12 protein-coding genes are annotated in these 15,702 nt (G+C 62.2%); 7 read left to right on the top strand and 5 right to left on the bottom strand.

Features of this window, described 5'->3' with window-relative positions; translation table 11 throughout:
* The first annotated feature begins 41 nt into the window (after nt 1–41).
* The 7 genes from J3P97_RS13825 to J3P97_RS13855 all read left to right on the top strand — a co-directional run bounded on the left by J3P97_RS13825 (nt 42) and on the right by J3P97_RS13855 (nt 9,662).
* Nucleotides 42–1,547, top strand: a complete 1,506-nt coding sequence (locus J3P97_RS13825) for a class I adenylate-forming enzyme family protein (RefSeq protein WP_434671948.1) — start codon at nt 42–44, stop codon at nt 1,545–1,547.
* A complete protein-coding gene (locus J3P97_RS13830) occupies nt 1,537–2,148 on the top strand; it encodes an HAD-IB family hydrolase (RefSeq protein WP_434671949.1) in 612 nt (203 codons plus the stop codon). Before J3P97_RS13825 ends, J3P97_RS13830 begins: the two co-directional genes overlap by 11 nt.
* Nucleotides 2,149–2,151: 3 nt before the next feature.
* The gene (locus J3P97_RS13835) at nt 2,152–3,933 is read left to right on the top strand and encodes an FAD-dependent monooxygenase (protein WP_434671950.1); all 1,782 of its coding nucleotides are present in this window, start codon (nt 2,152–2,154) and stop codon (nt 3,931–3,933) included.
* An 86-nt stretch (nt 3,934–4,019) separates the two neighbouring features.
* Nucleotides 4,020–4,853 (top strand): acyl carrier protein, encoded by an 834-nt coding sequence (locus J3P97_RS13840; protein ID WP_434671951.1) that lies wholly within the window; start codon nt 4,020–4,022, stop codon nt 4,851–4,853.
* 87 nt (nt 4,854–4,940) lie between these two features.
* The gene (locus tag J3P97_RS13845; RefSeq protein ID WP_434671952.1) at nt 4,941–8,354 is read left to right on the top strand and encodes a beta-ketoacyl synthase N-terminal-like domain-containing protein; all 3,414 of its coding nucleotides are present in this window, start codon (nt 4,941–4,943) and stop codon (nt 8,352–8,354) included.
* A 59-nt stretch (nt 8,355–8,413) separates the two neighbouring features.
* Nucleotides 8,414–8,890, top strand: coding sequence for an SRPBCC family protein (locus J3P97_RS13850; protein WP_434671953.1), 477 nt, complete (start codon nt 8,414–8,416; stop codon nt 8,888–8,890).
* A gap of 73 nt (nt 8,891–8,963) precedes the next feature.
* Nucleotides 8,964–9,662, top strand: coding sequence for an outer membrane protein (locus J3P97_RS13855; protein WP_434671954.1), 699 nt, complete (start codon nt 8,964–8,966; stop codon nt 9,660–9,662).
* Between the two features lie 52 nt (nt 9,663–9,714).
* On the opposite strand, the gene J3P97_RS13860 is transcribed toward J3P97_RS13855, so the two are convergent.
* From J3P97_RS13860 to J3P97_RS13880, 5 genes are all read right to left on the bottom strand, one after another.
* Nucleotides 9,715–10,872, bottom strand: a complete 1,158-nt coding sequence (locus J3P97_RS13860) for a TIGR03364 family FAD-dependent oxidoreductase (RefSeq protein WP_434671955.1) — start codon at nt 10,870–10,872, stop codon at nt 9,715–9,717.
* Nucleotides 10,873–10,947: 75 nt separating this feature from the next.
* Nucleotides 10,948–11,967, bottom strand: a complete 1,020-nt coding sequence (locus tag J3P97_RS13865) for a putative 2-aminoethylphosphonate ABC transporter substrate-binding protein (RefSeq protein WP_434568383.1) — start codon at nt 11,965–11,967, stop codon at nt 10,948–10,950.
* Nucleotides 11,968–11,998: 31 nt separating this feature from the next.
* A complete protein-coding gene (phnX, locus tag J3P97_RS13870) occupies nt 11,999–12,826 on the bottom strand; it encodes a phosphonoacetaldehyde hydrolase (protein ID WP_434671956.1) in 828 nt (275 codons plus the stop codon).
* A 20-nt stretch (nt 12,827–12,846) separates the two neighbouring features.
* Nucleotides 12,847–14,562 (bottom strand): putative 2-aminoethylphosphonate ABC transporter permease subunit, encoded by a 1,716-nt coding sequence (locus tag J3P97_RS13875; RefSeq protein WP_434671957.1) that lies wholly within the window; start codon nt 14,560–14,562, stop codon nt 12,847–12,849.
* Between the two features lies 1 nt (nt 14,563).
* Nucleotides 14,564–15,616, bottom strand: coding sequence for a putative 2-aminoethylphosphonate ABC transporter ATP-binding protein (locus tag J3P97_RS13880; protein ID WP_434568380.1), 1,053 nt, complete (start codon nt 15,614–15,616; stop codon nt 14,564–14,566).
* Between the last annotated feature and the right edge of the window lie 86 nt (nt 15,617–15,702).

Here is a 15,702-nt window from a genome sequence, read left to right on the forward strand (position 1 = left end):
ATTTATCTGGCCATGACTTCAAGGATTGAGAGGTTGGTGGAATGAAAAGCCTTACCTGTAAAGAAGGTTTCCTGCATCGCTTTGTCGGTTTTTCGGATTTGCACCCCGACGCCATCGCTATCAGGAATCTCGATGCGGAAGAAACCTTCACGTACCGCGACTTGCTGAACAAGGCCGAAGCGTGCAACGGTTTACTCCATGCCCTTGGGGTGTCGTCCGCAGAGAAAGTTGCGCTTGTCTTGCCCAATGGGGTGGATTTCATCGCGTATTATTTGGCGATCATTGGCCATGGTGCTATCCCCGTCATCCTTAACCACAAGCTGACGACGTACGAACTGAGCAACGTGCTGGGCCTCGCCGGGCCCGCATTGACCGTCACGACCGATTCGTTGTTCGAGCAACACCGCGAAGTCTTTCAGTCGGTCCGTTGCCTCGTCGTCCGCACCGCCGATGAGCAACCGTTGTCGTTGCCCGAAAACGCAACGGCCGCCTCTGATCTTCCGCATCAGCTCTGGCCCTTGTCGCTGCCTGAAGGCAACCCGGTCGTTTCGGTACAGTTCACGTATCGGGGCGTTGGCATGCCGCTGGCTGTTTCTCATCGTTATCTGGACCTGACGCAGTCAAGCGATGGCTTGCACGAGCAGTTTCACCCTCAAGGCCTTGGGTCGGTCCACTTGGTGACCCTGCCGCTGTACGCGATCTTCGGCCTGTCCGTGATGATGGTTTTCCCGCTCAGCATCGGCGCTACGCTGCTGATGACCAACAGCCTGCTCAACAGGGACCTGACGCAAGTCTTGTCCGAGCACCAGGTGTCCTTTGCCTGCCTGGTGCCGGATGTCATCCGCTACTTCAATACCCGACTGGCCAAACGCAAGGGCCCACGGCTGCCGCTGCATCCGCAACTGATGATTTATTCCGGCGGCAGCCATCTGCCGGCGGATGAAGCGCAAAAGCTTGGCGATTTGCTGGGGTGCGGCCCTGTATTGCAAGGCTACGGGCTGACGGAAAGCATGCCGGTGATTGTCCAGAGTTCGGTCGGCGAGGTGCATCGCGGTGCGATGGGCCAACCGATCGGTGGTGTCGAGTTGCGAATTGTCGATGGTCAGGGCCGCGACGTGGCCGTGGGGCGTATCGGCGAGCTGCTGGTACGCGGCCCGATGGTTATCCCAGGCTATGACGATGCGCCGCAGATAAATGCCCGGTTTTTCCGTGACGGCTGGTTCCACACCGGCGACCTGGTCTGGCAGGACGACGATGGGCACGTATTTTTCTGCTGCCAGCGCCTGCGCATCTCGAAAATCAAAGCGCAGATGATCGACCTGGAAGAAATCGAGTCCATTGCCCTCAGGCACCCCGGTGCAGTGCGGGCAAAGGCCTACATCGTCCCGGACCATAAAGCCATCAACGTACTCCACTTGTCTGTGGAAGGTAGCGCAGAGCTTAGCCAGGACAGCGTATCCACCCTGCTCGCCCGTTACCTTTCCGCCTTCAAACTCCCCAGGAACATACAGATTGTCCCGCTCAAGGAAGAGATCCATGCACGCTGATCACACGCGACCGGTGCTGGCCGTTTTCGATTTCGACGGCACATTGACCGACAGGCACACCTTCTGGCGCTACATGCGTTTTATCGTCGGAACCCGGCCCTTCTGGCTCAGGATCATCCCCCTGCTGCCAAAAATGCTCAACGTGATCCTGGGAATCACACCGCTGATGCAGGCGCGACTGGCGTTTATCGCCTGCTATCTGGGAGGCCTGAGCGTCGAGCAGGAGCGCGAACATGCCAAGTACTTCATCAGCGAACAGCTGCCGCTCTGGCTCAGGCCCGAAGCGCTGCGTCGGTTGAAATGGCATCAATCCATGGGACACGTCACAGCACTGGTCAGCAATTCGCCGGAGAACTACCTGATCCCGTGGGGGCAGGCAGTTGGTTTCGACTACGTGTGCGGCACGCGCCTGGCGACGGCCCGGAACAAGTTGACCGGGGGCATATCGGGGGCCAACTGTGTCGATGGGGAGAAAGTCAGGCGCCTCAAAGGCTGCGTCGGCAACCTTGAAGATTTCTACATCTACGCCTATGGCGACTCGTCAGGCGACGAGGCCCTGCTCAGCGTTGCCAACTCTCCCTTCTATAGAAACTGGTACTGACAGATGAATACTCTGAGCACTTTCGTCCCCGTGCATAACAAACAACCGGGCAAGGCGCCGGCGGTAATGATCGTAGGCGCTGGCCCTATCGGCTTGTCGCTGGCGATCATGTTGCAGGAATGGGGCGTCGCTTTTCGTATCATCGAGAAAAACGCCGGTCCCTCCACCGCGACCAAGGCGATGGCGATCCATTCCAGGACGCTGGAAATTTTCCGCGACCTAGGCGTCGCCGACCAGGCCATCAACGATGGTTTTACCATCAATCAGTTTTCGGTGCAGTCCAACGCCCGACGGGTACTGAATTACAACTTTTCCTGCCTGGATGCTACCTATCCCCTGCTCCTCAGCCTGCCGCAGCCGCAAACGGAAAAGATCCTGCTGGAACGATTGACTCAGCTGGGCGTGGAAGTCGAATGGAACACCGAGCTGGTGGACATCGAGAACCAGCCCGAGTCCGTACGGGTCACGCTGCGTCATGGCGACGGTCGCGAGGAATCCTGCACCAGCCGCTGGGCGGTGGCCTGTGACGGTGCTCGCAGCAACATCCGAAAACGCCTGGAGATGACTTTCGAGGGATCGTCCTACGATCGCTTTTTCATGCTCGCCGACGCTGACATCGAGTGGTCCGGCAGCAAGGACGAAGGCGCTTTTTTTCTTGGCGCGCAGGATGGGTACGTGGCGGTTGCGCCGATCAGCGCACAATCGCGTTATCGGCTGTTCGTCGAGATGCCCTACGACTTGCCACCGGAAGGCGAGCGCCCCTCCTTGAGCCTGGAGAACTTCCAGCGGCTGTGCGAGGGACGTGGGCAGAACATGACCCTGTCGAACATCTCCTCCACCACCATTGCCTCTTTCCAGCATCGCCGGGTGCAGTCATTGCAGCAGGGCTCGGTGTTCCTGGTCGGCGATTCTGCGCATATCGGCAGCCCGATCGGCGGCCAATGGATGAACCTGGGAATCTCCGAGGCCTACAACCTGGCGTGGAAGATCGCCTATGTCGATCAAGGCCTGGCGGATCCGTCACTGCTCGACAGCTACAACGAGGAACGTTATCCGGTGGCCCTGGAAGTCGAGAAGACCGCGCATCGGTTGACCGGGTTGATCACCGTAAGGCAACGGGCCCTGGTGTGGCTGCGAGATAACGTCCTGCCACTGCTGAGCAGCAGGCCCAAAATCCAGCGCAAACTGCCCTCGATGATCTCCGGCCATCAGTACCACTACGCCAAAAGTGACTGCATCCAGGAGGCGCTGACGAAAAAGCAGCGCCGCAACTGGGCCAGGAAAGGAGCCCGGACGGCGTTCCAGCCGCCGGTGCCTCGCGCGGGGCAACTGGCACCCGATGTCGAGCTTTGGCAACAGCAAGGGGCGCTGCCGGCGCGCTTGATCGACCTGTTCCACGGGACGTACACGTTGTTGATCTTCACCGCGGCGGATCAATTTTCTTCCATCTTGCCAGGCCACTATGCACTGGCCGAGTCAGTAGAAAAAGATTATCCGGGCATCAAGGCCTACTGCGTGATCGACGCCCTCAACAGCGCGGAACTGCCGGCATGGCACTCGACATTGCTGGACCCCGACTGGAGGCTGCACAAGCGTTATCACGCCGGCGAAGGCACGCTGATGCTGATTCGTCCTGACGGGTACATCGCGTTCCAGGGCGCCGACGCGATGACACTCGTGACGTACCTGAGCGTGAGGTCCGGATTGCTCAAGGCCCCGAGGGAAACCGCCTCCCCGACAAGCGAGGCAGTGCAAATCCAGCGGCCAGTCGCAACCGCTCACTGACTGATTGCTTGACGGCGCCCTGCCCGGGCCCACGACTTTCGATGCTCGTCTAAAACACCTACCGATTTACGGTTAAGGAGAACCTCATGCGCTTGCAACTCAATGAAGTTGTGCAGGAATTCATCGTGTCCAACGGGAAAATAGCCCATAGCTATTTCTCCCTCTCGGAAAAAATCATCGATTCACTCTGCGAATCCAACATGGCGAAGGAATCGATCCTGATGCGCCTGCTGGAACAGGCTGAATCGGTCACCGCCCATTATTTCAATGCCCACCAGCAGGTGCTGGAAGGCCTCTATGCCCATGGCATCGAGGCGGCTGCTGGTAGAAGCGTCGCAACGCTGGAGCCCGTGCCTGCACACTCGACCGTGTTGGCCGCGGCACCGTCGTCGGAGCAACCTGTCGCCCTCGGCTATGAGCAATGGTTGCGCGCCGAGATCAGTTCGGTCACCGGCTTCAAGAACGAGCAAATCGACTTCGAACGAAGTTTCGAAAGCCTGGGCATCGACTCGCTAGGGCTGGTCGATATTTTCGAGTCGTTGGCCCAGCACTTCCCGGACAAGAAAGAACAGACCTCGGAACTCTTCGATGCCCTGACCCCTACGGCACTGCTGGCCAGGCTTGAAACCGATCCGAAGCCGTCTGCCGCACCTTCCGAGGCGCCGATGCCTGGCTCCGCCGATGCGCAGACGCAGCTCGGCGCGGTGCTGTTCAACGCTCTCTCACCGCTGGTTTCGGACGCACCGCAGCCACTGGACGTCAATACGGCTTTTACCGATTTGGGACTCAACGGTTTCGACCGGCAAGCCCTTTGCCAATCAATGGCGCAGGAGTGCCCCGTCAGTGAGTTTGCTGGTGAGGCATTGATGTCGCGTCGTACCCCGGAAGACGCATTGGCGCTTCTGGCAAGAATGGGCTGAGGCCCGACGGCACACGCTGCCCGCACATGGAATGGACACCGGGTGATCGCCAGGTCACCCCGCTTTTTGGCAATCAGGAGACAGGGTATGAGTGGCGCGGTAACGACAGCGGGCGAGTTGTGCTTCAGCGCAATGGCCGGCGAATTTCCAGGGGCTTCGTCCACCGACGCACTTTGGCACTTGCTCTCGCAGGGCGGCATAGCGCCTATCCAGGCAATGCCGGCGCGCTGGCAGTTGCAGAAGGCGTCGATATTTTCGAGCAAGGCCGGCGAAAAGGATCGTGTCTACCTGGACAGCGCATTCTGCCTTTCAGATGACCCATCGACGCCTTCTCGTCATGAAGGCCGGCAGGTCGCGATCGGCAAGAACGTGCTCCGGACGCTTTTTGCCGAACTCGCGGCGCAAGGCACGGTATTGGATACCGAGCGAACCGCGTTGGTGGTCGCGACGTCCTGGAGCGATGAAAGTTATTTCGCCACGGCAGTGCCCGGCGGTACCGACACGCCATCCGGTTTCACGCCCGGTGAACAGGTGGCCGGGCTGGCGCGCGCTTTTGCCCTGGGCGGCCCGGCCTTATCGGTGGACACCGCTTGCAGTTCGTTCCCCTATGCCATCGACATGGCCAAGGCTCTGCTCAACAGTGGCCAGGCGGACAAGGCGATCATCATGGCGCTCAACACCGTTCTGCCCCCGGCATTGTTCCTTGGTTTCTCCCAACTGACGGCTTTTTCCGCCCGGGCCAGCATGCAGGCGTTCGGCGAGGATGCCGACGGAATTGTGCCGGGCGAATGCGCCACGGCTTTTCTGGTCGAGCCCGTAGCCGATGCCCTGAACGCCCGACGCCGGCCGCTGGGCGTGCTGAGAGGGTTGGGGCTTTCTGCTGATGGTGCCGAAGGGTCGGTGTTTGCACCGGGCAGGCAGGCCCAGTATCGCGCCTATCAACGGGCTTACATGGACCTTGATCCAGGCCGCGTGGATTACATCGAAACCCACGGCACCGGCACCCCGTTAGGGGATGCGACCGAACTGGCCTCGCTGAACAGCTTCTTCGCTGCCCATCGCAGCGCCGAGGAGAAAATCGCCATCGGTTCGATCAAGTCCGTTATCGGCCATCCCTTGGCTGCGGCGGGAGGCGCTTCGCTGGCCAAGGCGTTGATGATCCTGCGCCACAAGGGCATCCCACCCCAGCCGGACTACCGTCCCAGTCTGAAAGTCGACGACACCTGCCTGCGCCTGGCGACACAGCGAGTCCAGCCACTGGAGGATCGTCAATCGCCGATCCGCATAGGCATTTCCAGCTTCGGCTTCGGTGGCGCCAACGCCCATCTGGTGGTGGATGAATATGTGCCCGATGGCCTCCCTGCCCCCAAGCCGGTGGCTTCAGGCGTGCAGATCCTGGACCTCGCGATAGTCGAGGCGGAAGCCGCACTGGGCGGTTGCGATTCACTGCACTCGTTCAAACGGCGGCTTGAGCAACCGGCTAGCCCACCGGTCGCTTTCCCTTACGGGCGTTTCGTCGATGGCAAGGGGGCCTCGGCCGGGCCGTTGTCGGGGAGATTCCTGAACCAGGACCGCGTGATCGATATCGACGGTTTTGGCATGGGGCCAAAGCCCCTGGCCCACGTCGACCCCTTCAAATTGTTGATCACCGACCGCGTCAATCACCTGTTGCGGCGCCTGCCAGGCGTTGCCCGATCCGCCGGTACGGCAATGGTCATGTGCTGCAACATGGGCGGGGAGCGGTTCAGCAATGCCTACAGCAGTGCCGAGCAATTCTATTCACGGGCCCAAGGCAGCCCGCCGGGCGTGGAAGTGACCGACGTGGCAACCATGTTGCCGAACATGTTGTCCGGCTACCCGACGCAGATTTTCGATTTCAAGGGCTTCCATCAGACCCTGGCCGGCTCACCAGGACTGTTCTGGCAAACCCTGCTGGCGTCCCGGCAATGGTTCGACGACGGCATCACGACGCTGCTGCTCGGAGCCGGCCGCTTCATCAGCGGCGAGATCGAGGTCGACCGTGCTCGCCGCAGCGCTACGCCGCAAGGTGAAGGGCTCGGGCTGCTTGCGCTGCGTCCTTATCGAGCGGGTTCAACGGACACGCCGCTGCTGGTAATTCGCGCTGCGGTTCTCGCCCATGCCGCGGCTTCGCTGGACGAAGCGTGCCGATTGGCCGGCAAGGAGCGCGCCCAGTACGCGGTGGTCGAGGTTTGTGAGTTGCAGCCCGATAACACCCTTGTGGACGGGGCGTTGCAGGAGATGACCGGTTTTCTGGCTGAAGCCTGCGGCATCGAAACGCTCTTGTCGGTGACGATGAGCTCGGCGGCTCACACGGTGATCGAGGTGCGTGAGGCCGGCAAGGTTGTGATGTGGCTGTTCACTGAAAAACTGCGGGAATGGAACCCCGCGACGGCGAGCCCCGCCCCTGCGATCAAACACCCGTTCACGTTGCGCTTTGCCCACGAGCCCCATGAGCTGCAGCAGGTCATCACGCCGGTGCATGCCGGCGAAATCGTCCGCGAGCCACAACACGACGGTGTCGATGTGTTGCAACTCAGTGACATGCTGACCAGCACGGTTCTGGCCGGGTTGCGGGTGCGAGTCCGGGCCATGGAGGGGCTGTTCGCCCTGCACCGGGGGGCTCGTACCCAGTGCCCGGCGCCCTGGCAGCGTCGAGCGGAACACGTGGTGATTTCCCACATCCAGCGCGAGCCGCGTTCGCTGCGGGCACGGCTGGTGGTAGACGAAGGTCACCCGTATTTCTTCGACCATCCGCTGGATCACATCCCCGGCATCCTGTTGCTCGAAGGGGTAATGCAACTGATCGAACTGGCCATGCCCCCGCTGAATGGTCGCGTCGCCTACGTGAAGACGCTCAGCATCAAGTTCCAGCAATACGTCCAGAAGGAGGACGTGATCGACCTGCGCCTGGAGCAAGGCCACGATGGCCAGGAGTTTCAGGCAACCGTCACGCAGGCTGGAAAAGTCATGTGCACCTGCGTTCTGGGCATGGCCTACAGCTCGGCCTTCGAGACCTCGCCGGCGGCTGAGTTCACGGCCGCGCGCTGTGTCGACAAGGCCCTGCTGCACAAGGCTCGGGAGGAAAATGTCATCGTCAGCGCCATGAGCAGCCTCGCCCAGGGGCTGAGCGTGGACACGGTCAGCCTGCCGGATGGGCATTTTTTCCACGAGGGCGATCCCGAGCATTTCTCGATGGTGTATTTCCTCGAGGTTGCCCGCCAGTGCTACATGCAGATTGCCCACAATCATCTGCGTATTCCGCTCAACACCCCGATGAACCTGCTGGCCCTGAGTTTCACCCTGGACCGGCCAATTCCGAGGAACAGCCCGTTGTCACTCGCTCCGCAAGCGAGCCTCGGGACGCAGCTTCAATCATTCAAGACCAACCGTATCCATATCGACCTGTTCAACCGGGGCGAAAAGATCGGCCAAGCCAATATCACCGCTCAAGTATTGAGCCAGGCCGCGCCTGCTGCCTGAGGCCGGGCGTTGATCAAACTCAGGGGCACAAGTGTGCCCGCAACAGACAGGGTGTCGCCGTGAACGATGTCAAGGTTCAACTCATAGTCAAATCACCACCGTCGGAAATCTGGAAGATCTGGAGCAATTTCCAGGAAGTCCCGCTCTGGGATACCGACGTCAGCCATTGCCAACTCGAGGGCCCGTTCCAGGCGGGAACCGCGGGTCAGTGTGTGCTCAGCAATGGCTTGAAAATGCCATTGAGGCTGCTGGCCGTGGAACCGCAGGAAAGCTATCGCAACAGCGCGAGACTGCTTTGGATAAGGCTCGAATTCGACCACCGGATGCGCAGGCTGTCTCCGGACGAAACCCAGGTCATCCATAGCGCCAGGATCTCCGGCCCGTTGAGCTTCGTGTACCGCGGGCTGCTGCGCAAAATGCTGACGACGGCGATGACCACGGCGCTGGGCAATCTCAGAGCCCTTGCCGAACAACGCGCCAACGCTGTCGACGCCCCGGAGCGCGACAAAGCGCAAGCACATCTGCACCTCGTATGACCTGTTCGCGACGTCAGCGCCGCGCGCGCCGGCTCTCGCAATCTTTTGAATAACGGCACACTTCGGACCGAGCATGAACTTACTGAAAAACACTCAATACCTGGTGATGGGCATCATCGGCGTAGGCGCTGTCGCCCCGGCGTCCACATTCGCCGACGCGCTGGGCCCCTACGCCAGCCTCATGGGCGGCCTGAACTGGGTATCGGCGCAGGACCTCAACCAGAATAACCTGGATTTCGTCGAGATGGAATTCAACCAGCCGCTCCATTCCGGCTACGCCACCGGCTTGGCGTTAGGCTGGCGCTTCCCGGTCGGGCTACGCCCGGAGGTGGAGCTCGGTTATCGCGAAAATACCCTGACCCAGTTCAACAACCGGGTCTATGAGGGCGGCGGGAGCATCGATGGCGAAGGCGAAGAGAAAGCCGCCAGCCTGATGGTCAACCTCTGGTACGACGTCTTGAACCTGCCCGCGCCTTTCAACCGGTTTACCCCTTACCTGGGCGGCGGCCTGGGTTACGCCACCCTCACGGTCAGCGGTCTGGAAGCCGGTGGCGTGGAGTTCGGCGGTACTCACCGCGACACCGTCTCGGCATACCAACTGGGTGCCGGGGTGGGTTACGAGCTGAACGAAAACTGGTCGATGTCCCTGGATTACCGCTGCCTGAAAACGCGCGAGGCGCACTTCGGCGACATCGAACGGCTGCCCCAAGGCGATGTCAGCACCGAATATGAAGCCCAATCGGTGATGTTGGGCCTGCGTTACTGGCTCTGAATCGGCAGCCAGACCGGCGCCTTGCCTCGACGAGGCGCCCTCCTCGGCGACGTCAAGCCGCCGAGCTTTGCCACGGCCCCTCCCCCAGCACTGCGGCGATCGTACGTTCGCCCAGCGCCAGTCCCACGCTCATGCCCAAGCCGGTATGCATCAGCACCGCAGTGACGCCCTGCGCAGCCGAGATCACGCTGAACGGTCCCGGCCCCCGCGCGCCATATACACCCTGCCAGCGTTCCAGTACATCGATCTCGCCGCCCAGGGTGTGCTGCGCCAGGTCAATCAGGATGCGGTCCACCTGCTCGGCGTTGAACGGTGAAATGTCGCTGCCGTAGACGTGGGAGTCGCCGATGATCAAGTCACCGTAGGGGGTTGGACTGATGAGCAGATGGATGCCATGGGCTTCGAGCTCTGGCTGGTGCGTGCGGATCTGCGTGCGGATGGCCTGCGCTTCAGGCAGGTCGGCAAACGCGCCGTAGTGCACGCAGCTCAGGCCCGTGAGCAATGCGTGGCGTAACGCCAGGGGCTGGCGCGGCCGTACGCGGAGCATTTGCAAGCCGCACACTTGCGGGTTGAGCCCGGCGATTTGCTCGGCCAGCAGCGTCTGATAGTCATGACCCGAGCACACCACAACGTGCCGCGCGGTAAAGCGTCCGGCGCTGGTGAGCACACGGTGGGGTTCGACATCGCGGACCAGCGTCGAAAAATGGAATTCGACGCCCAACGCCCGGGCCAGGTAATCGACGATTTGCGGCAGTGCCTCGCGGGAATACAACTGTTGATCGTCGAGGCCGAGCAATGCCGCGCGGTGATGGGCAAAACGGCCATCGTAAAGCGCCGCCAACGCGTCGCCACGCAACAGCTCGGTGCGATAACCCAATGCTGCGCCCCGCCCGCTCACGAACGCTTCGAGCAGCGCTTCTTCGGCTTCCGTACGGGCGAACAGCAGCGAGCCTTGCTGATGCATGTGCAGCCCGGCAGCCTGGCCCAGCGTTTTCCACAAACCGTTCGCCTGGCGTGCCAGGTCGAGCATGACACCCGGCGCCTGGCCGCCGACCAGGGCCTGCCCGAAGTTGCGTACCGAGGCGCCCAGGGGTGTATGGCTACGCTCGAACACCTTGACCTTGAGGCCGCGCCTGGCGCCAGCCCAGGCGTGGGCCAGGCCGAGAATGCCGGCGCCGACAATCAGCAGGTCACAGTCGTGCTCAGACATGGAAACTCCTTGAAAACAATCATCAGGTAAGGCCCGCCCGAAACGGCCGGGCCTGTGAGCAGCAAAGAAAGAAGGTTATTTGGCGACCGGCTCGGACTTGCCGTCGTAACGCTTGCGCCACTCGGCCAGCACCTTGTCGCGGTTCTCCGACGCCCAGGCGAAATCATTGCGGATCAAGCGTTGTTCATAGTCCGTCGGCAGCTCCGGCAGGCGTTCGGCGATGCCCGGTTGCGCCAGGACCGCGAAGTTCGCTTTGTATAACTGCATCGCCTCGGAGCTGGCGGAGAAGTCAGCGAGTTTTCTGGCAGCCGCCAGCTTCGGCGTGCCTTTGATGATGGCGGTGGCTTCGATTTCCCAGCCCAGGCCTTCGGCAGGCAGGACGATGTCCAGCGGCGCGCCTTTGCGCTTGAGCTGGATGGCCGGGTATTCGAACGAAATGCCGATGGGGAACTCGCCGGCGGCGGCCAGCTTGCAGGGCTTGGAGCCGGAGTGTGTGTACTGGCCGATATTGGCGTGCAACTTGTCCATGTAGGCCCAGCCCTTGGTCTCGCCGAAGGTCTGCAGCCAGGCACTGACGTCCAGGTAACCGGTGCCGGACGACGCCGGATTGGGCATGACGATCTTGCCTTGGTACACGGGGTTGGCAAGGTCTTCCCAGCGGGTGGGCTTGGGCAGGCCGAGCTTTTGCGCTTCCACCGTATTGAAGCAGATGGCGGCGGCCCAGACGTCCATGCCGACCCAGGTGGGCGGCGTGTCGGCGTCGCGGTATTGGGCGGAAATCTGGCCGAGGTTCGCCGGGCTGTAGGCGTCCAGCAGGCCCTGCTGCTTGAGAATCGCCAGGCTCGAGCCTGCCAGACCCCAGACCGCATCGGCTTGCGGGCGGTCCTTTTCCGCCAGCAGCTTGGCGGTGACGATGCCGGTGGAATCGCGCACCCACTTGATCTCGATGTCCGGGTTTTGCTGCTCGAAGGCCTGTTTGTAGGCCTTGAGCTGCTCGACTTCGAGGGCCGTGTAGACGGTCAGTTCGGTATTGGCATGGGCCTGCAGCACACAGGCGGCAAGCAGGCCGGCGGCCCAGGCAGTGCGTTTGGACATGGTACGGCTCCGTGTCAGTCAGTGAAGTTTTTCAGGAATGGGACGGCAATACGCCGCGGGCCAGTTGTGTGTTGATGTGGTCAATCACGGCGGGCAGTTCGGCGATCGTGTCGATCAGGTAATGCGGACGGCTTGCGGCAAACAAGCCGTCGATGCGTTCGCGTTCGGCCGCCAGCTGCTGCGCCGACAGAGCCTGGAACTGCCCCCAGTCGAGGCCGAGAAAATTGCCGGAAAACCTCAAGGCCACGGTCCACATCCCTGCCCTGCGGCCTTCGAGGATGCCGGGCTCGGTGTCATCGACTTTCACGCAGGCGGCGACATCGTCCAGGCCCAGGGCAATCACATTGGCCAATGCCTGCGCCGGGCCTGGCCGGCCTTTGGGCACGTCGTCGGTGGCGACCACATGATCGGGGTTGTAACCCTTGGCGGCGGCCAGTTCGACGACCTTGTCCATCACCTGCCGGGGGTAGCCGGAGCAACTGCCGATCCTGAGGCCGCGCTGGCGCAATGCGGCGATGCTCTCCAGTGCGCCGGGAATCAGGTCCGAGTGGTCGGCGACCCTGGCTATCTGCAGCGGCATGAAGCGCTCATAAATAGCAGTCACGTCGTCATCGCTCGGTGCGCGCCCGAACCGGCGTGCAAACCGTTCCGCCACGCCCGGTTGGTTGCACAATGTGCGGATGTGGTCCCATTTGCCCATGCCCATCGGGCCCCGGGCCTCCTCCAGGCTGATCTCGATGTCGAAGCTGGCGAAGGCTTCGACGAAAATCCGTGTCGGCGCGAACGAACCGAAATCCACCACGGTCCCGGCCCAATCGAGAATCGCTGCCTGCAGGCGAGTTGGTGTTTGGTAGTGCATCAGAATCTCCAAAAAAGTTTTCAAAGGCCCGGCGCCGGCTGGCGCCAGGCCTGGGAGCGGCGCAGCAGGCGGCGCGACAGCAGCGCCAGCAGCAGCGATACGCTGGCCGAGGTCAGCAGGATCAGCGTCGCCATCGCGGCGGCCCCGCCAACGTTGCCGGCGTCGTCCATGTTCAGCACGGCCACCGCAGCCAGGACGCTGTCAGGGCTGTAGAGAAAAATCGCCGCTGAGACCGTGGTCATCGCCGACACGAACAGGTAACGAACGATGTCGAGCAATGCCGGCAGGCAAATGGGCAGCGTCACCCGCAGGAAGTGGCGAACCAGCGGGACTTTCAGCGCCAGGGCGGCGGCCTCGAACTCATCGTCGAGTTGGCGCAAGGCGGTGCTGGCCGTCATATGCGCCGTTGTCAGGAAGTGCGCGACCGTACAGACCACCAGCAAGGCCAGGCTGCCGTAGAGGCTGCCGAGCGGATTGCCCGGCAGATTGAAAAAGAACACGTAGCCCAGGCCCAGCACCAGCCCGGGCACGGCCATCGGGACGAAGCTGAGCAGCCGCAGGGTGCGCGTCAATGCGCTCTGCCGAGTCTTCTCGATCAGGTAGGCACCGGTGAAGATCGCCAGGCTGCCGAACGCCGCGCTGCACACCGCCAGCAGCAGGCTATTGCGATAGGCCAGCCAACCGCCGGGCAGTTCGGAGAAGGCATAGTTGTCCAGGGACAAGGACAGGTCGTACGGCCAGAACTGCACGAGCGATGCGTAGACTGCCATGCCGAACACCCCGAGCAGAACGCCGCCGATCAGTGCCGTGACGCTCAGGAAGGCTGCATCCCGCCCCCGCGACGGTTGCGGGTGAAACACCTGGGCGCGGCCGCCCATGGCTTCGCGTTGAGTACGGCGCAGCCACATGTCCACGGCGAAACTGAGCAATGCGGGTAGCAGCAGAATCATGCCGATCAGCGCGCCGCGACCAAACTGCTGCTGGCCAACGACAGACTTGTAGGCTTCCAGCGCCAGCACCTGATAGTCGCCTCCGACCGTGACCGGCACGCCGAAATCGGTGATGCACAAGGTGAACACCAGGCAGAAAGCCGCGAACACCCCTTGCCGGCTGCCGGGCCAGGTGATGGTGCAAAACGTCCGCCATGGCGAGGCGCCCATGCTTGAGGCCGCGTCGAACAGCCGTGCGTCCGCCAGCGCCAGCGCCGACATCAGCACCATCATGGCGTGGGGAAAGGTGTAGATCGCCTGCCCCAGGACGATGCCCCAGAAACCATAAATGTTGCCGGCGCTGAAATCGCGCAGCAGCCCCTGGTTGCCGAACAGATAGATCAGCGCAATGCCGGGCAGCATCGAGGGAGCCAGCAGCGGCAGCAGCGAGATGCCCCGCCACACCGGCTTTGCCACGATGCAGGTGCGCTGCAATGCGTAGGCGAACGCATAGGCCAGCGGCACGACGATAAGCGCGACGGTCATTGAAACCGTCAGGCTGTTGCCCAGCAGCCAGCGGAAATTGGCACTGGCCAGCAGCGTCAACGCCGCTTGCAGGCCGCCACCCTGGCTGGCATCGCCGCTGAAGGCGCGCCACAGCATGGCGAGCAAGGGCAGCAATACCGCCAGCACCAGCAACACCAGCAGCAGCCACTGACCGCCGCGTATGAACAATCGGTCTGCGAGGTCACCGGGCACCAGAGGTGCCTGCACGACGGCCGGCTTGAGGATCATCGTGTTTTGCATATCAATTGAACACCTGCAGGCTGTGGGCCGGCAGCGCGATTTTCAGCCGCGCCTGGGGCAACCCGGGCATGGCCTGAGGCTCCAGCTCGGCGAGCAGGGTGTGGCCGGGCAATGCGTCCAGCTCGAAGCTCAGCCGGCAGCGGTTGCCGAGGAACGTCAGCTCGCGCAGTTGCGCATCGAACAGGTTGGCTTCGGGCGTCAACGGGTTGATCCGGATGGCTTCCGGACGGCAGAAAAGTCGACCGCTGCGCCCCACGTCAGCGGCCTCCACGCTGAGGCTGAGCCCGCCGACGCGAACCTGTCCGTCGTGCCCGCGCTCGAAAGGCAGCCAGTTGCCCTGGCCGACGAAATCAGCCACAAAGGCGCTCGCCGGCGCGCGGTAGATCTGTTGCGCACTGGCGAACTGTTCGACGCGGCCCTGATTGATCACCGCGATGCGATCGGCCATCAGCATCGCCTCGTCCTGGTTGTGGGTGACCATCAACGTGGTAATGCCCAGGCGTTTCTGCAGCTGACGCAACTCGCCGCACAGGTGCTCGCGCACCCGGGCATCGAGGGCCGACATCGGTTCATCGAGCAGCAACAGCGAGGGCGCCGGAGCCAGGGCGCGGGCCAACGCCACCCGCTGCTGCTGGCCGCCGGAGAGCTGGCCGGGATATTTTTTCTCGCTGCCACACAGCCCGACCAGTTCCAGCATCTCACCGACCCGGCTGCGGATCGTCTCGCGGTGGTTGCCCGCCAATCCGTAGCCGATGTTCTGCTCCACGGTCAGGTTGGGAAACAGCGCATAGGACTGAAACAGAATGCCGTAGTCGCGAGCCTGCGGTGCCAGGGCGGAGACATCCCGCGCACCGATCATGATCGTGCCGCGGTCTTGCCGTTCCAGGCCCGCTATGCAGCGCAACAAGGTGGTCTTGCCGCAGCCGGAAGGCCCCAGCAGGCACACCAGCTCACCGGCGGCGATTTCCAGCGATACCCCGTCCAACGCCTTGAAGGCGCCGAAGCCTTTATGGATGTCGCGTATCTGCAGGTCTACGGAAGGTGTTCTTGTCATGACATAACCTCGATGAGCTGTCAGCTCGACGGGGGTCATGGTAGGCAGGCAGTACGAAGGCTTGATTGCAGTTGGCTAAAAGCTGC

The sequence above is a fragment of the Pseudomonas sp. R1-15 genome (genome assembly GCF_051132085.1).
Lineage (GTDB): Bacteria > Pseudomonadota > Gammaproteobacteria > Pseudomonadales > Pseudomonadaceae > Aquipseudomonas.